Source organism: Marinospirillum perlucidum (genome assembly GCF_003336805.1).
GTDB classification, from domain to species: domain Bacteria; phylum Pseudomonadota; class Gammaproteobacteria; order Pseudomonadales; family Halomonadaceae; genus Marinospirillum; species Marinospirillum perlucidum.
Window position 1 is genome coordinate 17,212 of sequence record NZ_QFWJ01000015.1, and the last position, 18,124, is coordinate 35,335.

The 18,124-nt window shown below is 52.6% G+C and carries 21 protein-coding genes and 1 pseudogene; 7 read left to right on the plus strand and 15 right to left on the minus strand.

What is annotated here, in order from left to right:
- Window positions 1-54: 54 nt before the first annotated feature.
- Window positions 55-192, minus strand: a complete 138-nt coding sequence (locus DFK18_RS14520) for a hypothetical protein (protein WP_162299797.1) — start codon at window positions 190-192, stop codon at window positions 55-57.
- A 71-nt stretch (window positions 193-263) separates the two neighbouring features.
- Here DFK18_RS14520 and DFK18_RS14160 point away from each other — a divergent pair, with 71 nt between their 5' ends.
- The 3 genes from DFK18_RS14160 to DFK18_RS14170 are packed head-to-tail and all read left to right on the plus strand — an operon-like array spanning window position 264 to window position 3,219.
- Complete coding sequence (locus DFK18_RS14160) at window positions 264-1,241, plus strand: Bug family tripartite tricarboxylate transporter substrate binding protein (protein ID WP_114418926.1); 978 nt, start codon at window positions 264-266, stop codon at window positions 1,239-1,241.
- Entirely contained in the window at window positions 1,241-1,696 is a 456-nt protein-coding gene (locus DFK18_RS14165) for a tripartite tricarboxylate transporter TctB family protein (RefSeq protein WP_114418927.1), read from the plus strand. The genes DFK18_RS14160 and DFK18_RS14165 overlap by 1 nt, the downstream gene beginning before the upstream one ends.
- Window positions 1,696-3,219, plus strand: a complete 1,524-nt coding sequence (locus tag DFK18_RS14170) for a tripartite tricarboxylate transporter permease (RefSeq protein WP_114418928.1) — start codon at window positions 1,696-1,698, stop codon at window positions 3,217-3,219. The genes DFK18_RS14165 and DFK18_RS14170 overlap by 1 nt, the downstream gene beginning before the upstream one ends.
- A gap of 108 nt (window positions 3,220-3,327) precedes the next feature.
- Here the strand turns inward: DFK18_RS14170 and DFK18_RS14175 are convergent, their stop codons facing one another.
- The 6 genes and pseudogenes from DFK18_RS14175 to tsaA all read right to left on the minus strand — a co-directional run bounded on the left by DFK18_RS14175 (window position 3,328) and on the right by tsaA (window position 7,376).
- Window positions 3,328-3,759: a DUF2846 domain-containing protein gene (locus DFK18_RS14175; protein WP_162299798.1), complete on the minus strand. Its 432-nt coding sequence runs from the start codon at window positions 3,757-3,759 to the stop codon at window positions 3,328-3,330.
- A 132-nt stretch (window positions 3,760-3,891) separates the two neighbouring features.
- Entirely contained in the window at window positions 3,892-4,521 is a 630-nt protein-coding gene (locus tag DFK18_RS14180) for a DUF2238 domain-containing protein (RefSeq protein ID WP_218563973.1), read from the minus strand.
- 76 nt (window positions 4,522-4,597) lie between these two features.
- Window positions 4,598-5,539, minus strand: a pseudogene (locus DFK18_RS14185) (DUF1848 domain-containing protein).
- An 80-nt stretch (window positions 5,540-5,619) separates the two neighbouring features.
- On the minus strand, window positions 5,620-6,330 hold the full coding sequence (locus tag DFK18_RS14190; protein WP_114418930.1) for a ZIP family metal transporter: 711 nt from the start codon (window positions 6,328-6,330) through the stop codon (window positions 5,620-5,622).
- 99 nt (window positions 6,331-6,429) lie between these two features.
- Window positions 6,430-6,831 carry a GFA family protein gene (locus DFK18_RS14195; protein ID WP_114418931.1) on the minus strand — a complete coding sequence of 134 codons (402 nt, stop codon included), beginning with the start codon at window positions 6,829-6,831 and terminating at the stop codon, window positions 6,430-6,432.
- A 68-nt stretch (window positions 6,832-6,899) separates the two neighbouring features.
- The gene (gene tsaA / locus DFK18_RS14200; RefSeq protein WP_114418932.1) at window positions 6,900-7,376 is read right to left on the minus strand and encodes a tRNA (N6-threonylcarbamoyladenosine(37)-N6)-methyltransferase TrmO; all 477 of its coding nucleotides are present in this window, start codon (window positions 7,374-7,376) and stop codon (window positions 6,900-6,902) included.
- 167 nt (window positions 7,377-7,543) lie between these two features.
- Between tsaA and rlmF the strand changes: the two genes are divergently transcribed.
- Entirely contained in the window at window positions 7,544-8,476 is a 933-nt protein-coding gene (gene rlmF / locus DFK18_RS14205; RefSeq protein ID WP_114418933.1) for a 23S rRNA (adenine(1618)-N(6))-methyltransferase RlmF, read from the plus strand.
- A gap of 54 nt (window positions 8,477-8,530) precedes the next feature.
- Here the strand turns inward: rlmF and DFK18_RS14210 are convergent, their stop codons facing one another.
- The 7 genes from DFK18_RS14210 to DFK18_RS14240 form a co-directional block, all read right to left on the minus strand.
- The gene (locus tag DFK18_RS14210) at window positions 8,531-8,857 is read right to left on the minus strand and encodes a DUF1801 domain-containing protein (protein WP_162299799.1); all 327 of its coding nucleotides are present in this window, start codon (window positions 8,855-8,857) and stop codon (window positions 8,531-8,533) included.
- 97 nt (window positions 8,858-8,954) lie between these two features.
- A complete protein-coding gene (locus DFK18_RS14215; protein ID WP_114418935.1) occupies window positions 8,955-9,233 on the minus strand; it encodes a hypothetical protein in 279 nt (92 codons plus the stop codon).
- Window positions 9,230-9,904: a hypothetical protein gene (locus DFK18_RS14220; protein ID WP_162299800.1), complete on the minus strand. Its 675-nt coding sequence runs from the start codon at window positions 9,902-9,904 to the stop codon at window positions 9,230-9,232. Before DFK18_RS14220 ends, DFK18_RS14215 begins: the two co-directional genes overlap by 4 nt.
- A gap of 358 nt (window positions 9,905-10,262) precedes the next feature.
- Window positions 10,263-10,799, minus strand: a complete 537-nt coding sequence (locus tag DFK18_RS14225; protein WP_114418937.1) for a DUF6624 domain-containing protein — start codon at window positions 10,797-10,799, stop codon at window positions 10,263-10,265.
- A gap of 194 nt (window positions 10,800-10,993) precedes the next feature.
- Window positions 10,994-11,500 (minus strand): P-loop nucleotide/nucleoside kinase family protein, encoded by a 507-nt coding sequence (locus DFK18_RS14230; RefSeq protein ID WP_178006195.1) that lies wholly within the window; start codon window positions 11,498-11,500, stop codon window positions 10,994-10,996.
- Between the two features lie 84 nt (window positions 11,501-11,584).
- Entirely contained in the window at window positions 11,585-12,196 is a 612-nt protein-coding gene (locus DFK18_RS14235) for a cation efflux transmembrane domain-containing protein (protein WP_114418939.1), read from the minus strand.
- 42 nt (window positions 12,197-12,238) lie between these two features.
- Window positions 12,239-12,718 carry a hypothetical protein gene (locus DFK18_RS14240; RefSeq protein WP_114418940.1) on the minus strand — a complete coding sequence of 160 codons (480 nt, stop codon included), beginning with the start codon at window positions 12,716-12,718 and terminating at the stop codon, window positions 12,239-12,241.
- A gap of 168 nt (window positions 12,719-12,886) precedes the next feature.
- Between DFK18_RS14240 and DFK18_RS14245 the strand changes: the two genes are divergently transcribed.
- Window positions 12,887-13,930, plus strand: coding sequence for an IS110 family RNA-guided transposase (locus tag DFK18_RS14245; RefSeq protein WP_114418941.1), 1,044 nt, complete (start codon window positions 12,887-12,889; stop codon window positions 13,928-13,930).
- Window positions 13,931-14,390: 460 nt separating this feature from the next.
- On the opposite strand, the gene DFK18_RS14250 is transcribed toward DFK18_RS14245, so the two are convergent.
- Window positions 14,391-15,005, minus strand: coding sequence for a transglutaminase-like domain-containing protein (locus DFK18_RS14250; protein WP_114418942.1), 615 nt, complete (start codon window positions 15,003-15,005; stop codon window positions 14,391-14,393).
- A gap of 815 nt (window positions 15,006-15,820) precedes the next feature.
- On the opposite strand from DFK18_RS14250, the gene istA reads away from it, so the two are divergent.
- Both istA and istB read left to right on the plus strand, forming a co-directional pair.
- Window positions 15,821-17,338 carry an IS21 family transposase gene (istA, locus tag DFK18_RS14260; RefSeq protein ID WP_114418944.1) on the plus strand — a complete coding sequence of 506 codons (1,518 nt, stop codon included), beginning with the start codon at window positions 15,821-15,823 and terminating at the stop codon, window positions 17,336-17,338.
- Window positions 17,325-18,065, plus strand: coding sequence for an IS21-like element helper ATPase IstB (gene istB / locus DFK18_RS14265; RefSeq protein WP_114418945.1), 741 nt, complete (start codon window positions 17,325-17,327; stop codon window positions 18,063-18,065). Before istA ends, istB begins: the two co-directional genes overlap by 14 nt.
- The last annotated feature ends 59 nt before the right edge of the window (window positions 18,066-18,124 follow it).

Here is an 18,124-nt window from a genome sequence, read left to right on the forward strand (position 1 = left end):
CGAGTTTTCAGCGGTAATTTACGAAAGGCAAAAGACATGAGCTGAAAGCAGTTTTTATCTTATTAAGGGCAAAAGATTAAAGCAAAAGCAGGCATTTTGCCCGTGATCTTTATGCACAAAAAAGCCGCTAAGTTCTTTAAAAGCTTTACGCCCACAAACTTCACGCCCGTTCTGCTCCTGCTTAACCTTCATGCGAGTCCTCCCCAAAGCCACCCTCGGCTAAAGGAGAGACGCCAAGTATAAAAAAACTCGAGGTGACGAACATGAATATAAAAAAGTACCTGACACTTGTAGCAGCAACCAGCTTCAGTCTTTCAGCCCTGGCCTGGGAACCTTCCGGAAAAGTTGAATGTATTGCCCCTGCCGATCCGGGCGGCGGCTGGGATTTCACCTGCCGTAGTGTAGGTAATGTCATGGAAGAACTGGATATCGTACCCGGTAATGTCCAGACCCTGAATATGGCCGGTGCCGGTGGCGGTGTGGCCTTTGCTCATACCGTCAGCAAGCGTGCCGGTGAAGAGCAGGTGCTGGTCGCGGCCTCCACGGCCACCACAACCCGTCTGGCTCAAGGCCAATTTCCCGGCATGAATGCCGAGATGGTCAACTGGATCGGTGCCCTGGGTGCCGACTATGGCGTTATTGCGGTCGCCCAGAACTCGCCCTACCAGGATCTGCCTGCACTGATGGAAGCCCTCAAGGAAGACCCTCGCAGCGTCAAGTTTGCCGGAGGCAGTGCCAAGGGTGGTTGGGATCATCTGAAGGTCTTGATTGCTGCCCGAGCCGCTGATGTGGAATCCCTGCCCCGAATTCCCTACCTCTCCTACAACAATGGCGGTGAAGCCATGACCCAGGTAGTCGGCGGCCACGTTGATGCCTTTACCGGCGACATTACCGAAGTTCAGGGTTTTCTGGAATCCGGTGACCTGCGTGTTCTTGCCGTTCTCTCAGAAGAACGCCTGCCAGGCCAGTATGCCGATATCCCCACTGCCCGTGAACAGGGTATCGATGCACTGGGTCCCAACTGGCGTGGTTTCTACATGCCTGCCGATATCCCCGCAGAAACACGGGATTACTGGATCAATTCTCTGGATCGAATCTACACCAGTGAAGAGTGGCAGGCTGTCATGACCCAAAACGGTCTTATGCCCTTTCACATGAGCGCCGCCGAGTTTGAAAACTTCGTTCAGGAACAGATCCAATCCATTGCAGATCTGTCCCGTGAAATAGGGTTGATCCGCTAATGACTTCGCTCAATGATCGTATCTTCGGGGTACTGATGATTGTTCTCGCCCTGGCCTATGGCTGGGGCGCGACTCAGCTGCCCGAACCCTTCGGCGGGTCCGAGGCAGTCGGCCCGGAAACCTTTCCTCTTTTGCTGGCCATCGGCCTGGGCTTATCCAGCCTCTATCTGGTAGTGCGCCCAGACCCTGACAATGCCTGGCCCTGGAGCCGCACCGGCCTGGAGCTGATTATTGCCGTAGTCGTACTGATCTTCTATGCCCTGCTGCTGCAACCGCTGGGCTTTATTATCAGCACCACTCTGGCCGTTGGTCTGCTCTCCTGGCGTATGGGTGCCCAACCCAAAGTCGCCTTTATCACAGGTGCCCTTGCCGGTGTTGTGGTCTTTCTGATCTTCAACTTTGCTCTGGATTTGGCACTGCCCCTGGGGCTGCTTGATTTTCTGGAGGTCAACTAATGGAAACCCTCGGCTTTTTGATGGATGGTTTTGCCGTTGCCCTGCAACCGGAAAACCTGATGTTTGCTCTACTGGGCGCTTTTCTGGGCACCCTGATCGGCGCACTGCCCGGCCTGGGTCCAGCCAACGGGGTTGCCATTCTCATCCCGCTGGCCTTCACCCTGGGGTTGCGCCCGGAAACCGCCCTGATCATGTTGACCGCGGTCTATGCCGGGGCCATGTATGGCGGACGTATTTCCTCGATCCTGTTGAATATTCCCGGTGATGAACCGGCGATGATGACCTGCCTGGATGGCTACCCCATGGCCCGCAAAGGCAAGGCGGCCGAAGCCCTGGCCATCTCTGCCGTAGCCTCGTTTATGGGCAGCCTGATTGCCACCATCGGCCTGATTCTGCTGGCCCCGATTCTGGCCCGCTTTGCCCTGACCTTCGGGCCTGCCGAGTACTTCGCCCTCTTCCTGCTGGCTTTCGCCACCCTGGGCGGTATTACCGGCAAAAACCCCATGAAAACCGTGGTAGCTGCCTGTATCGGTCTGATGATTGCTACCGTGGGCATTGATAATACCGGCGTACAGCGCTTCACCTTTGGGGCACTGGAACTCTATGAAGGGGTGGACTTTATCATTGCCATCGTCGGGCTGTTTGCCATCTCGGAACTGCTCTTCTTCATTGAAGACAAGGCGGGTGGCGGTAAAGAAAAAATGCAGGTCAACAAACTCAAACTGAGTTTTGCCGATCTGCGTGCGATTATGCCTTCTTGCTTTCGGGGCGGTTTTCTCGGCTTTATCGCCGGGGTGCTACCCGGTGCCGGTGCCTCTCTGGGTAGCTTTATCGGCTACACCCTGGAAAAGAAAATGGTCGGCAAGAAAGGCTATTTTGGTGAAGGCGATCCGCGCGGCGTGGCCGGTCCGGAAGCAGGCAATAATGGCGCCTCCAGCGGTGCCCTGGTGCCCATGCTGACTCTGGGTGTACCCGGCAGTGGCACCACGGCGGTTTTACTGGCTCTGCTGATTTCCATGAACATCACACCGGGGCCACTGATGTTTACCCAGAATGCAGATATCGTTTGGGGGGTCATAGCGGCTCTGCTGATCGGTAACTTCCTGCTGCTGGTGCTCAACATCCCGCTGGTGGGTATCTTCGTCAAACTCCTGTCGGTTCCACCCAGATACCTCCTGCCCATTGTGACCATGATTGCCTTTGTCGGCATCTACTCAATCAGCAACACCACCTTTGATCTTTATTTCATGGTGGCTTTCGGGGTGGCCGGTTACATCTTCCGCAAACTGGAGATCCCGCTGGTTCCCATCATTCTGGGGCTACTGCTTGGCCCGGAAATGGAGAAAAACCTGCGTCACGCCCTGGATCTGGCTGATGGTGACTGGTCTGTACTCTGGGAAAGCGGCCTGGCCATAGGTCTCTGGGTCTTCGCCGGTCTGGGTCTGATCCTGCCTTATATTCTCGGTCCGCTTCTGCGTCGCCGCATGGGCAAAGCCATGGAAGAAGGCCCCACGGCCGATTAATCAAAATCCATTCAGTTCAGCGGTGAGCGGTCATCGCGCCTTGAGGTAACCAGCCCGGCTGGTTGCCTCTTTTTTATGTCGGTTTCCCGGCAGACAGGAATCAAGGGATCAATGCGAAAGCCGTAAAGAGGGCAAAAGATAAAGCGCAGCCGATTTGGAAATTGGCCTTAGTCTACGGCTGACAGAGACGCCAGCGGGAATACCGCTGACCAACGCCACAGGTGGATGCATCTGGGCCTGCCATTGATAAAAAAGCTCTTGACCGGCAGTCACTTCAACAGCAAGCCGGATCTCTTCAATCGATTCGAAAAGACGGCTTTCAAAGCGAAGCTCGTGGATGCCTGGTTCCAGATCCAGACGTAAATAACCACCATTTTTCAAACATCCAACGACCTCACCATCCAGGCTAACGGGAGGGCAGTAGGCATAGCCAACCATCGCTGCCTCTCTGATCAGGTAGACCCTGGCCTGCTCGCCCAGAACTTCATCCAACCCTGTAAATTGGGGCCCTCGGGCTACACAACCAGCCAGCAGGGCCACCGACCAACCGTGAATCCCGGGAGCTCAGCATAAAGCAGCCCGCTCAAAAGCTGAGTCTGGGAATATAAAAAAAGCCAGCAGTTGCTGGCTTTTCAGTATTGCATCAACAGAGCTCAGGCCTCTCAAGCGAGCTTAACTCCTGTAGGCTCTCAACTTGAAACCGAAGAGGATAAATACCGAGATCGCTCCGAGAATATCCAGGAACATATCTTTTTGGGCATCCCAGACATCTCCCTGGGAGCCCAGGAAGGCCGCACCGGATTCCCCGCCCTCGGAAACCGCGTAATACATTTCAATGACTTCATAGAGCGCAGCCCAGAACCCCAACGCCAGTACACCCAGCAGAATGGCCGTGGGTAGATTGGCCACCCATTTTTTCCTCAGGAAAAGTTCAGCCAGCGGGTAGGCCAGTACGCCAACCAGATAGTGGCCGACACGATCAAAATTATTGCGCCCTTCCGGAAAGATAAAATCAAAATTCAAGTGGGATAGCAGGTTATTGAAAAAACCAAAGGGCGTTCTTTCAAAGGTAAAGTGCCCACCAAAGGTGTGGTACATAAAAAAGATCGTAATCAGCAGATAAGACAGGTTGGAAAAGCGAAAGCGGTGGAAGGTCAAAGCCAGAATAATGACCGGAAGCAACACCGGCAGGTTTTCTACCCACCAGACGGCCCGATCGTAGGGATCAATGGCCAGAACTGAAAACTCGACCAGATAGATAAACAGCAGCAGGTGGGGAAAATACTGATGCCAAGCCTTCATTCATAATTCCTTTTATACAATTTCCACAAGGGATCTATTAAAGCAGTCTTGGCAGCCGCGAAGCAATTGATTGATATTAAAAAAGCTGCTGCTGGCTGGGCGCAGGCTGTAACAGGGCCGGGTCGATACCTTCTATACCTCCAACGAGAAAAGGGCTGGTCGGGTCATGCTGGCGTTTGTTCTCGATCGCGGCCTGGTGGTTATAGGTTGCATAGCAGTAGGCACAACCGTGCAGGCAGGTGTTGTAGCTGCCGATATCGACGCTGGGAATACAGCCGCATTCAGGTCTTTGGCCCTTATCTTTTTTGGAGGTCAGTGCAAGGCCAAACACCGCTTTTAACCAATCATCATCCAGGCATTTTCCGGGCAGGATACCCGATTCCCTGATGGCGGCCGGTTCAGCACAGCTTTGAATCTCCATGCCTTCTTCGCGGGCGGTTCGGGCCATAAACGCTGCCAAATCCTGCAGTTCTTCCTGCTGTCGGGTAATATCTGTACAGATCAGGCCTTCCACCTGCTTTAGATTGCGTTCAGTCTTCTTGTAAAAATCGGCAAAGCTGATCGTCACTCTCCGCGTCTTGCCACTAAGCTGACGCGCCAGCCTTGCAAAAAGGCGTTTATGAGTAGCCACGGGTACCTGGTTGGAGACCAGCACCGGATCATAGCGCCAGATCACCCGCTCCCGGCCAATCCAATCACTTAAACAGCTGAAGGTCTTAACAGCAGTATCCGGGTCAGGAACCGAGGTTTCAATCGAGCGAGGGTAACCCGTGAGGGTAAACTGAAACAGGTAGGCATAGCCCTGAGCATCCAGCTCGGCCAGATGAGGAAACAGGGGCGCTGGATTGCGGGTCCAGAAAACCAGTGCATCCACATCTTTAGGATGCAAAGAGACCCTTTATATCTGGCGGGGGTTAAAGGGGTTTCGGGTCAGCACAAAACCCTCCCGAATCCGGTTCATCAACCAGGGAGTATAGAAGGCGGGAATATCGGTTCGGCGGCTGGCACTGATCAGCATTGCTTCCTCCTCTCTACCTGGTGAATGACTGCACCTCCCACATCCATGTGGATCGCAGCGCACTAGTTAATCAGAGGTTTCTAACCAGTCAGCTGATGCCCCAGCATCCCCAGAGCAAAGCCCAAAACCGCACCCAACGGCGGGGCCCAGTGGTTTTCCAGACGTGCCTGGGGGGCAATATCCTGAAACACCGAATAGAGAATACCACCGGCGGCAAAAAGCATAATCCCCGAAACCACCGGGATCAAATCCGCCAGCCAGAGAAAACCGATCAAGCCGGCCAGTGGCCCTGTCAGCACCATCAGGGCAAAGGTGCGAATAATGGTGGCAGAACGATAAGGCGTTGTTTCTTTCAACTCACGAAAGGCATTAAACCCTTCGGGCAGATTCTGCATGCCGATCAACAGAGCCAGAAGCAGGGCATTGCTGCTGCCGTGGGCAAAGGCGGCCCCCATGGCGATGGATTCAGGGATAAAATCGGCCAGCATGGCAATCAACTGACTGGCTGAAGTACGCAGATAATTCAGCAGTATATCGATCAGCATGAAGACCAGCGCCCCGGCCAAAAAACAAATCAGCGCCGTGGTCGTTGACACCCCTTCCAGCCCGTCGGGCACCAAAACCAGGGCCACGGCCGACAAAAGCGCCCCGCCACCAAAGGCAATCACCCCGTGGCGCAGCTCGCGCCTTAACCAGTTGGGGCGGATGGATTCTTTAGCCGCCAGAAAAGCACCGGCAGGCATCGCCGAACCCGCCAGCAGTGTCAGTAGCAAGATAACAAAGAGTTCCATTTGAAAACGGCCTTGAAGTTCGGTTCACCAGGGAGCCTACCTTAACGCAAACCACTTCCTGCTGTCAGATCACTTGGCTTCCGGCTCTAACCTGACCCACTAGTCGGGCAGTGCTGCAAATTTCGGCAGGGTTTCCAGTTGCTTTTCCCAGGCGGCTTGGCTGGCGGTAAAAAGGTGCGCTTGAGGAGAAAGCGTCAAGGGGCTATCCAGACTGCCCGCTGGGACCATCAGCAAACCTTCCGGCTGAAGCCTGGGCAAAGGCGAACCGCACTGCTGGCAAAAGTTTCGGCTATGGCGGGTACCCGCCAGGGTAAAGCCGGTCACCTGATCTTCACCGCTTTGCCAGGTTAAACGGGCAGAAGTCGAGAACAAATTGGCCGCATGGGCCGCCCCCGTTGCCTTTTGACAGTGCTGGCAGTGGCAGAGGTAAAAGCTTTCGAATTCACCGTGAACATGATACTTCACCCTGCCGCACAAACAGGAACCTGCATGCTGTTTCATGTTTTTCCTTTCTCTCATGAAGAGCCTGTCAGCAAGGCACCTTTCGGCAAGCCTTCAGCTCAACAGGCTTATTTAAACCGCTCATCCGAGCGCTTGTTTTTTACCTCTTCATCACTGGCCTGCATCCAGCCCGAGGTGCTTGCTTCCACTCCATCGAATTTAGCAATATAGGGTTTGATATCCAACAAAGGGGTGCCATCCAGCACATCCACGCCCTGGATGGTAACGCAGTTGCCTTCAATCGCTTGCAAACGCACGATGGACAGCCCGATATGATTGGGGCGCAGCGGTGAGCGCGTTGCAAAGACACCCCTCGGCTGATCATCCATAAAGGGAATCACCTGTAACTCGGTACGCCGGGTCTGATGAAAGGAATAGAGCAGATAAACATGGCTGAAACCTTCCAGATCCTTCAGGCCTTCAACATACTGCTCCTCCACCACCAGTTGCCCGGTCACTTCAGCCGCGCCCTTGGGTTGAATGGGCATCGATTCGATGGATTGATGGGGAGAGCGAATAACACCGATGGGATGAATCTCATGCATGGTTTTTTCTCTTATCCTGGTGGTTGGCTGGACTACATAATCCTTGAGGGCTTAGGTGCAAGAAAGCATCTGCAAGAGCCATTCCAGTAGCTGCCGCTAGGCCCCAAATCCTCCAGGGATTATAATCTCCACCTTCGCCCATCAAGCCCAACACCAGGCCGCCAACCGTGAAGCCAACTTCTCGACGTCAAAACACCTCAGCCGCGCCTCTTCGCAAAAGCCTGCACCCCAGAAACCGGCACAACCAGGGCTATGACTTGCCCGCACTGATAAAAAGCCACCCGCCCCTGGGCCCCTTGGTAAAACCCAACGCTCACGGCCAGCTTTCCATTGATTTTGCCGACCCCCTGGCTGTCAAAACGCTCAACGCGGCCCTGCTACTCCACGATTACCAGCTGGTCGGTTGGGATCTGCCCGAGGGTGCTCTTTGCCCGCCCATACCCGGCAGGGCGGACTACATCCACTACCTGGCGGACCTGCCCGGCCTGGACAGGAAGGATGTTCGCCTGCTGGATATCGGAACCGGTGCCAATGGCATCTACCCTCTTCTCGCTTGCCGTATTTATGGCTGGCAATGCGTGGGCAGTGACATCAACACTCAATCATTGGAAAACGTCGCCCTTATTCTCGATAACAACCCCGACCTGAAAGACCGCTTGCTGCTGCGTCACCAGCCAGATAAAAACCATATCTTTGCAGGCATTATCCAGGAGAAAGAATTCTTTGATGTCACGGCCTGCAACCCGCCCTTTCATGCCTCACCGGAAGAGGCGCTGAAAAGCAGCCAAATAAAAACCCAAAAGCTGGCGCGCAGCCGTGGTGAGCAAACAGCTTCAAAACCAACCCCGACCCTGAATTTTGGTGGGCAGGGAGCAGAGCTTTGGTGCAAGGGCGGCGAGCTGTTGTTTCTTAAAAAGCTGGTTCGTGAAAGCCGGATTTATTCCGGGCAATGCCGCTGGTTTACCAGCCTGGTCTCCAAAGCCGATAACCTCAAACCCATTAAAAAGCTGATTCGTAAGCAGGGTGCTCTGGATCTGCGGGAAATCGAAATGAGGCAGGGTAAGAAGATCACCCGAATCCTCGCCTGGACCTATATCTAAGCCGCCGCCAGAGGCGATAAAGAAAGCCCCAAAGCTCACTTAACGCACCCGCCTTTACAGCCGACTGGCTGCCTGCAACAGGCCCTCCAGATAAGGCCCGTCGATTTCATCCAGGGATTTTAAATTCACATGACGCCGGTACTTGCCCTGACCGGCTAAAAGCTTTTTGGGGTCATCCAGCCTGGCTCCCTGACTGAAGGCCAAGTGCACATGGCCCGAGTAAATAAACACCCCACAAAACTGCCCTTCTTTTTCGTCGGGTTTTAAAGTAAACAGGGTTCCCCCGTATTTACTCAAAGTCGTGGCCTCGGGTACTGCACGCAGAATCAAGGCCTCCAGTTCCTTGGCAAGGCTAAGCAGGTTCAAGGCTGCATCTTTCATGTGTTCTTCCATAGAATTTTTCTTTCAGACCGTGGATTGATAAATCAAAGTTTGGCCGCGGTTTGTCCTTTTAAGATTAGGCGAGATTGACTGATCTTCACCATCCAATAAAAAATGGAACAACCGAAACGGGTGGAAAAATCAGCAAGGCCACTGACGTACGCTTTTGCAGCTGTTCTTTACCCTGACTTCTGGCCACCCACAAAACCAGGGAGCCAAAGGCTGCTATAAAAGGTGGTGAAATCAGTAAAATAAAAGCCACCCAAGAAGGATTAGGCGGTGACAAGACCAGGGGAGCAAAAGCCAGAATAAAAGCCCACACCGGGGCAAAACAAAGCACCCATAACTGCACTAACACCAGTTGCCAGGTCTTCATTGCACCTCCCCGGAAAAGTGACAAGACGTCAGCCAGGCCTGCGCCTGAGAAAACAAAGCCTCCTGCAAATCAGGACGACTAACAACATAATCACGAATAGCGGACAGATCACGCGGATGCACGTCAGAACCCAGCAAGGGAGCCGCAGGCAGTTGAATATTGATAACGTGCAGGATCTCCCCCATCACCAGATTATTTCTGATCCACAGCTGGGCATCAGGCCCCTGCCCCTGGCGATAGGACTCGGCCAGATTAATCCCCCTATAGGTTTCTCCTTCCTCCTGCCAGGGCACCAGCATCAGACCCGAGTGCATACGTCCTGAAGCAAAAGCCCTCTCCTGGCGATCAAATAACCAGGAATGACCGCGCCCCATGCCATCAGCCAGGGTCATCTCTACTGGGTGCAGGCGTCGACCGCTGGTGATTTCAATCACGGCACCGGAGGCATATTCAAATTGAACCCGACGCGAGGGCAGGGTTTCATCACTGACCACCCGGTTGGCTTTCCAATCACCGGGCGCACGCTGGGCTAAGGGGATCGTTTGTGTTCGAGTGACTCGGTAGGCATCGGTAATTGCAGGCAGCGTATCCAGGCCCAGTGGCTCGGCCAGCAAAGGGCAGGAAAAATTCCCGTTAGGTTGCGTATAGACCCCTTCTGATACCGTCCCCATAATCGGCAATGCACAACCACTCAAGCCCAGCAATAAAAACACCACCACCCAGGTTGGGTAATGTCGATTTCCCGCCTTTAAAATTCTTCTAACCAAAAGCACCGTCTTGCCCCGTCAGCCTCAAAGATCCCGCCCGATCTAAAATGGCAGTTCCAAAAGTCTTTGGGAAGTTCATTTTTATCACAAGATAGATCCCTGCAGGAAAGAGCAGGTCCAGATGGCCCCTTACGCTGAAATAAACCCCGACCCCTACAAACACGCAGCGATAAAAGCAAGCCCGTGTTTTTTTAGTGAATACAGCGCTCAAGCAAGAAAGCAGTCAAACCCTAGCCAGTGAAGACACCCTGGATTAACGGGTTTATTGGTGCTTAGCGCGGCGCTTTTGCTCCTGTACCCTCATTTGCTCCAGCCGCTCCTCCAAAGAATTAAGTCCAAGACGCGCCCGACGCTCATTAACCCTGGCCGCATCTTCAATGGGAAAAGGGGTTGGCCAACCCTGTTCATCGATATCAAACTGGGTTCCGTAATATTGAGGTTTACCAGCAAGTGTCTGCACTCGATCCTGAAGAAAGGCCAATTGCCAACCAAAAACCTCGTTTCGGGTAACGGCCTCTTGAAGCAAAGAAACACATGTAGCCATGAACTCGGTATCAGAAACAGCATGTTGAGCAATCAACCAGGCAGCCTGGGCAGCCTCTTCGCCCACCAAGGAAATACCAGGCCAGCCATAGGCAGCAATCATTTCCTTCAGACGAGAAGTGTGGGCTTCATGCAAAGCCTTCATCTGAGGATGATAGGATTCAGAAGGCAGCTCGCCAGAGTCAAACAGGCGCTGCAATAATTGCTGGTCTTCCCTCATCAGGGCGACCAGTTCATCTGCAAGCTTTTGATTCATGTATGCCTTCCTGATTTACAACGAGCTGCTCGATCATTTTTATTCGCTAAAGGCCAGGGATACCAAGTCATCTCCAGCTCCTGCAGTAATGTTTAGTGGCCGCAAAGCAGAAATTGAGAAAACCCTAACACCCACCCGGAGTTTAAAGGACACAACGCTAGGGCTCAGCCTTAGCGTCAGGCTTCGCTACCTTTTCAAATACCCAGCTTTGCGGTCAACTCGGCAAAAGACGCTGCAACCGTTTGGCCAGCGGTATCGATTTGAATCACGGGTTTTGTCCAGGCTTCATAGTGACGGTCTCGAACTTCTGGCCAGGTGGGCAGCTTTAGATGAAGCACTTCACTTTTTCGGGTTTTAACGCGTCGCTCGTGTTCAATCGCATCGGAGCAACGAACCTCAATATTAATAAATCGGGCACCAACACTCTCAGCAACTTCTTGCCACTCATTTCGCGTTAGCTCGATAGGATTGCAGGAATCGGAAATGGCACTTAGCCCGAGAGCCAGATTATCCCGGATCATTCTGTAGCCTAAACGATAACCTTCGCCTTCAACCTGGATATGACAAACATCCCGAAGGCCCTGCTCAAGGGTATCGATACGGATATAGACTGCACCTGTTTTCTGCGAAAGCAGCTGGGCCAGGGTGGATTTCCCGGAAGCAGGAAGCCCTGAGAAAATGTACAAAGTCGGGGTATTCAATTGGCCTCCCTGCTTGTGTAGATCACCCATAGAAGTGGAGCCCGTTGGCGTATCCAGCTCCAAGGATGACCTTGTCTTGGCTTGTCAGGTGAAAGTGGCAGCGTCTTCTGTTTCCTTGGCATCCTTGAGGATTTTAATACCACCGCGAATGACCAGGATGGATATCACTGTGCCGACAATCAAATCCGGGTAACGATTGCCGACAACGAAGACCAAAGCACCCGATAAAACCACCCCTAAATTGGCAATGACATCATTGGCTGAGAAAATCCACGAGGCCCGCATGTGGACACCCCCCTCTCTGTGTTTGTAGATTAGAAGAAGGCAAAGCACATTTGCCAGCAGGGCAAGCGCACCCACAATAATAATCAATATGCTCTGAGGCTCGCTACCCAATAGCATGCGCCGAATCACTTCAAATAAAACGCCAAGGCCCAAAATTATCTGCAGGTAACCACTGACTCGGGCTGCCTTGGCTTGTTTGACGATTCCCTTGCCAACCGCATAGAGCGAAAGCCCATAAACCGTTGCATCGGCCAGCATATCCAGAGAGTCAGCGATCAGGCCCGTTGATTGAGCAACCCAACCCAGGGTCAACTCAGTAACGAACATAAAAGCGTTGATTGCGAGCAGGATAATAAGCGTTTTCTTTTCAAGACTCTCCGCTTCCTCTGCCCCACAACCACAACTTGACATAAATTCTCCGGTTTTGATTGGGCTAACGTTCGCCTTGAGTTGTTATGCATACAACTTTCGATACTCGGCTTCACTGAGACTGGACAGCAGGGAGAAATAATCCGCTCTCGTCTCCGGGGTTAGGGGCTTGACTGGCGCTAACGACTGCAAAGTCAGCGCAGCGCGTTCTGCGGATACGGAAGACGTAAAGGGAGCGCGCACCTCCGAGAAGAACACGTGGTTCGACTGTTCCGCAATGTCGAGCAAATGACGTACCTCACCATACCGAGGGTAGCGGGCAGCGGTAAGAAACAGACCATCTAAAACGACCGTGACCGTTTCTATCTTTGGGATTTCATACTCCACAACTGCGGAGACGAGGGGCAAGTTGGTTTCAGGGCCATCCGACTGTGACATTTCCGCTGTTTCGCTCGTAGGAGATGCGAACAAAGTTACCTTCACGGTGCTCGGACTACTGATCAAGCCTACGAGTGCTGATAGGTTTTCCGTGGTGTTGCTGTTTTCGTAACGAACTGCGATCACGCCAATACCTCCTTTTGCGCATAACACCGCCAGTAGGGGTGACAAAACCGGTGCGAAGTGGCGGTTTTGGCATCCCTCTGGCTTGCCTTGATACTCATTGAGCCTTCTCCCCCAGATTAGCCATTTGGCTAAACTGGAAGGCGACCAAACCCAACAGGAGAAGACTAATTGAGCTTTTACAATAGCACTCATAGTCATTGTTGTGGAATTGATCTACATGCCCGCAGCCTGTATGTCTGCATCCTAGGTCATCAGGGTGAAACCCTGTTGCACAAGGAAATTCCTGCCAATCCCGACTCTCTTCTTCGATTAATTGAACCCTATATGGATGACCTGGTCATCGGGGTTGAGTGCATGCACTGTTGGTATTGGATTGCTGACTTCTGTGAAGATCAGGGCATCGCTTTTATTCTGGGGCATGCTCTTTACATGAAGGCTATTCATGGTGGTAAAACCAAGAATGACCGCATTGATTCCTATAAGATTGCTGCCCTGATCCGGGGTGGCAACTTTCCACTGGCTTATGTCTATCCACGCACGATGCGGGCTACCCGTGATCTATTACGACGCCGAACCAATCTCGTACGTCACGGTGCGGATTTAAAAGCTCATGTTGTGAATACAACCAGTCAGTACAACCTGCCACCTAACAAGGTCAACCTGAAGAATGTCAGTGCCCGTGAACAGTTAGGCAGAACCTTTGGTGACCCGGTGGTTCAGCGCAACATAGATCTAGATATGGCTGTATTGGAGTGCTATCACCGAGAGCTGAGTCAAATCGAATGGCTGCTGGAAAAACAGGCCAAAAAGCATCGGCCTATTTATTATCACCTGTTACAAACAATTCCAAGTATTGGTCGTATTCTAGCGCAGACCATCCTCTATGAGATTGGGGATATTCGCCGCTTTGAATCGGTTCAGAAGTTTGCTTCTTACTCCCGCCTGATCAAGTGCAAAGCCGAGTCAGCGGGTAAAACCTATGGCACCCAGGGCAACAAGATTGGCAATGCCCATTTGAAATGGGCGTTCTCTGAAGCAGCTGTTTTATACCTCAGAGGCAACCCCGGTGCTCAAAAGCTGTTGCAGCGCTTGCAGAAACGCATGAACAAAGCCAAAGCCTTATCGGCTCTGGCCCACAAACTGGGTCGTGCCGTCTACTTCATGTTAAAGAACGAAAAGGTGTTCGATGAACAACGCTTTTTAATGAGTTAGTCACGCAGCAGGATGATGATCAACGTCTAACTGGATCACTACGGAGTGTGCTGAAACCGGGTGTCTGCTGACTGGCCAATCAGGCCTGAAACCCGACTTCTACACCCAAACTCGAAGCCCGTCGCTTTGATTATCCATCCTGCTGGCGTGCATCAATACCCTGTGCGAGTGGGCTTACACCAGCGCTGAACCTGAAACTAACTGGGACTCCGCTTTTTGAATAGGACAGCTGCTGGTTAACCGATGAATGTCTAGTGCCCCAGACCGACCTGCAAGGAGCAACCTGGTCTGGCAGTGGTGAACCACCACGTTAAGAGAGCCTCAGTAGGCGACCGCAGGAAGTGCCCTCGGGTAGGTTTGCTGTAACCCACCAACAGCCAACGATGACAGATGAAGTAGGATCACTGGCTCAGGGACTTGATGTTGGCCGCTGACGCGGCCAATAAAAAATCTCTACGTTCTATTGACAGCCAGAAGACTCATAGGTGTTAGCCGCATTCAACTGAATATCCGGAAGATTATCTGCCACCTCGCGATATGTCTTCTTTGATAGAAGCACGTCAAGAACAGGCGTTATTGGCTCCGCCCATATTTCCGGCAGATCCGCTTCCCCCTCAGTGACTATAGGAAATGCCAAGCGCTCAGTAGGGGGACAGAAATCTGCCGAGACGCCCTCCTTATTTCCTCTAGCATCAACTCGATACCACCCGTGTTCTTTAAGATACAAAGCGTTCAAGCCATGCAAACAAAAAGGTGGCCCATCACCATCATCACTGATGGTTAACCGTTGATAGCATAGGCCTGCCGGTATTGCATTTGCTCGTAGCAATGCTGCCAGCAAGTGGCTCTTCGCGTAACAGTAACCTGTTCCGTGTTTCAACACGTCGGATGCCTTACATGTCACAGGATCACACTCGTAATCCCAACTATGCGTGATTTGGTCTCGGACGAAGACAAAGCACTTCTCTGCAACTACCACGGCACAGTCAACGCCAGCGGCTAGTGACTTCGCCTTGGTCAGCACCTCTGGTGTCTTCCAGTCTATGTATTCCGTTGACTCTAGATATTGATGCACGACCTTAACTTCTTAATATGGCTAACGCTTTTGTTTAGCGGCGCCCCGACAGGTGCATCCGGTGGAGGCCGTAGGCCAGAATGAACTACAACTATTTGTTAGGGTACGAGTGCGGCATAGCCTGCGAGTTTTTAGGCGACTCGGGCAGCGGGTCCGAACTGCTTTGGCAGATGCGGTCGAACCCACCCTATGCCCTGACTGAAGCGCTGTATGAACAAGAGCTTCTGCTTCCGCTTGTTCTTCTGGGGAGTAGGATTTTAATAGTACTCGCGCCCTTTTTTCGTACATCCGGCGAGCTAAACAGGGCGCAACAGCTATAAGCAAAGGGCCTTTTTCTTCCAACAAGCTAAAAAATTCGAAAGTGACGATTTGCCCATAACCTTCTGGATGTGGCTGCCAGGTTGGGTTGAGCCCGACCCAGTTAACACGACCGTCGATGCCATAGCTTCTTGGTTCCCCACCATAGCCTCCCACACCAATTACTGCATCAAAGCTCCAATTGCGGACTCGACCCATGCAGTCGTTTATACCGAAACGCCCAGCTGCGTCCGGGTCACCAATATGTGTGCGCTTATAGGTCAGTATTCGCATGAACTATTCTTTTCCCTAACGCCCAATTAAGGTGTGAACCACGCTACCACACAACTCAATTTGGACGCCGTAAACACTGGACTAAACCCAATGTTAATGGCCAACTAAACTGACCCGCTTCTGGCCATTAATTTTGACCCACCTCCAGGGTGGCTTTGGCCACCAGAACCAGTACCTTCCCTGAATCATTTTTCTCAAGGGGAAGGGTTTTGAAGGAGTGGGTTGTGATTCATAAAATCAAAGCACTACACGACAACGGCCAGGGTCTTTCTGTCCGAGCCATCAGTAAGCAGTTGTCCATCTCTCGCAATACCGTTCGCAAGTACCTGCGTCTATCTGAAGAAGCTATTCAAGGTCAGCAGTCCGACCCCAGCCGCAGTAAAAAGCTGGATGATTACCGCAGTTATCTGGTGTACCTACTGGGTGAGTTCCCCAAGCTGAGTGCGGTGAAGGTCGCTCGTAAGCTGAAGACTAAATATGGCTCCATCCCTGCATCTGATCGAAGTTTGCGCCGTTATATTCAACAGCTGCGCCAGGAAGTGGCTGTAGCTCAGGTTCGTTACTTTGAACCCATTATTGACGATGTGGCCGGTGTTCAATGTCAGGTCGATCCCGGCGAGCTGCGAGGCGTTCGGATCGGTGATCAGGAGGTGACCCTTCATTTTGTTGTCTTCGTGCTCTCTTTCTCGCGTCTGATGTATGTGGGCCTGAGCTTCCAGCCCCTTGATACCCAGGCCTTTATTCAACTGCATGATGAAGCCTTCCGGTATTTTGGCGGCATCACCGAAGAGTGTGTTTATGACCAGACCAAGCTGGTGGTGATCAAGGAGCAATACCGGGAAATCGAGGCCAACCAGCGCTTTTACCAGTATGCCACCACCGCAGGCTTTAGAATCCATGCCTGTGAAGGCTATGACCCCCAGAGCAAGGGCAAAGTGGAAGCCGGGGTCAAATACGTCAAGCAGGACTGCTTTTATGGCGAGCACTTTACTAGTCAGCAAGCGGTTCGAGACCATCTGCAAAACTGGCTGGATGAAGTGGCCAACTGTCGTGAGCATGGCACCACCGGCCAGATCCCCCACACCGTTTTTATGGCCGAAGAACGAACTCAGCTGAAGCCTTACCTGGCCCCCAGCAGTCTTCGTCAGCCTTCGGCGATTGAAACTCGTCGTGCGGATAAAACCGGTCTGATCAGCTACCAAGCCAATAAATACTCCGTGCCTCTGGCCTGGCAGCAGGCTCAGGTCGGTGTAATGCAGCAGGAAGACCACTTGGTCATTACCGACCTGAACACCGGTGAGATCCTGGCAGAACATGCCCTCTGTCTTGAGAAGGGCCGGATCATCAAAAACAACAACCACTATCGGGACAGGGAGGCTCGGGTGGCTCAATTGGAAGTCGAGATCAGCCAAATGCTGGGCGATCAGCTGGGCCAAACACTCTGCCAGCAGATCAGGCGTTCCGAGCCTAGAGTCGTCAAGGATCAGCTGGTGGCCTTAAAATCCATCCTGGCTCACCTGGAGCCGGAAGATCGAACGCTGCTTGCGCAGCTGGCCGAGCGGCCCGGTATTACCGCTGGCAAGATCAAACGCTACCTGGAAGCAGAACGTCAGGCGCGGAGCAAAGGACGTTATCCAGATCACGGTCTGCCAGAGGCGACTTCGGCCAATAATGTAGACCTCTCGGCTTACCAGCGACTTGGCCAGTCCAGTGGCCAGGAGGTGACCCATGGGCCAGCTTGAACAAACCCGCGCCCGTTGCAAAAGCCTGAGACTGACCTGGATGGCTCAACAGCTCCCTCAGCTGCTCGGTGAAGCTGAAAGTAATGACTGGTCTTATCTACAGTGTATCGACCACCTGATGGGCTATGAGCTGAAAGAACGCGATCAAAAACGCATCCAGCGTCACTTCAAACAAGCTCACTTCCCGATGGAAAAGCGCCTGGATGACTTCGACTATCGTCACCAGACCACCATCAATAAACGCCAGATCAGTGCGCTGCTGGACTTCAACTTCCTGGATCAGCGCCAGAACCTGGTGTTCATCGGGCCACCGGGAGTGGGCAAAACCCACCTGGCCATCGGCCTGGGCTACAAAGCCATCGAAGCCGGTTACAAGGTGCTGTTCAAAACGGCCATGACCCTGGTGGAAGAGCTGGAACTGGCTGAAAAACGCGGTGAACTGAAAAAGCGGATCAGCCTGCTGGCCAAAAACGACCTGCTGATCATCGATGAGCTGGGCTATCTGCCTATGAGCCGCCAGTCCCGCTACAACCTCTTCCAGCTGGTCAACAGTCTTTATGAATACCGTTCCATCATCCTGACCACCAACAAGGACTTCACCGACTGGGGAGAGTTTTTCCACAACGACAATGTCGCCATCCCGATCGTGGACCGGATCATCCATCACTCACACATCTTCATGCTGGGAGGAGAAAGCTATCGACTGAAAGAAAAGTTAACCAATTAACGCATCAGGTGGGTCAATTTTATTGGCCAAAGGTGGGTCAAAATAAATGGCCATTGACA

Excerpts from the sequence above, each read along its gene's own strand:
- DFK18_RS14520 (WP_162299797.1), bottom strand. The coding sequence starts at position 192 with ATGAAGGTTAAGCAGGAGCAGAACGGGCGTGAAGTTTGTGGGCGTAAA.
- DFK18_RS14160 (WP_114418926.1), top strand. The coding sequence starts at position 264 with ATGAATATAAAAAAGTACCTGACACTTGTAGCAGCAACCAGCTTCAGT.
- DFK18_RS14165 (WP_114418927.1), top strand. The coding sequence starts at position 1,241 with ATGACTTCGCTCAATGATCGTATCTTCGGGGTACTGATGATTGTTCTC.
- DFK18_RS14170 (WP_114418928.1), top strand. The coding sequence starts at position 1,696 with ATGGAAACCCTCGGCTTTTTGATGGATGGTTTTGCCGTTGCCCTGCAA.
- DFK18_RS14180 (WP_218563973.1), bottom strand. The coding sequence starts at position 4,521 with ATGAAGGCTTGGCATCAGTATTTTCCCCACCTGCTGCTGTTTATCTAT.
- DFK18_RS14190 (WP_114418930.1), bottom strand. The coding sequence starts at position 6,330 with ATGGAACTCTTTGTTATCTTGCTACTGACACTGCTGGCGGGTTCGGCG.
- DFK18_RS14195 (WP_114418931.1), bottom strand. The coding sequence starts at position 6,831 with ATGAAACAGCATGCAGGTTCCTGTTTGTGCGGCAGGGTGAAGTATCAT.
- tsaA (WP_114418932.1), bottom strand. The coding sequence starts at position 7,376 with ATGCATGAGATTCATCCCATCGGTGTTATTCGCTCTCCCCATCAATCC.
- DFK18_RS14210 (WP_162299799.1), bottom strand. The coding sequence starts at position 8,857 with ATGAAAGATGCAGCCTTGAACCTGCTTAGCCTTGCCAAGGAACTGGAG.
- DFK18_RS14215 (WP_114418935.1), bottom strand. The coding sequence starts at position 9,233 with ATGAAGACCTGGCAACTGGTGTTAGTGCAGTTATGGGTGCTTTGTTTT.
- DFK18_RS14220 (WP_162299800.1), bottom strand. The coding sequence starts at position 9,904 with ATGGGGACGGTATCAGAAGGGGTCTATACGCAACCTAACGGGAATTTT.
- DFK18_RS14225 (WP_114418937.1), bottom strand. The coding sequence starts at position 10,799 with ATGAATCAAAAGCTTGCAGATGAACTGGTCGCCCTGATGAGGGAAGAC.
- DFK18_RS14235 (WP_114418939.1), bottom strand. The coding sequence starts at position 12,196 with ATGTCAAGTTGTGGTTGTGGGGCAGAGGAAGCGGAGAGTCTTGAAAAG.
- istB (WP_114418945.1), top strand. The coding sequence starts at position 17,325 with ATGGGCCAGCTTGAACAAACCCGCGCCCGTTGCAAAAGCCTGAGACTG.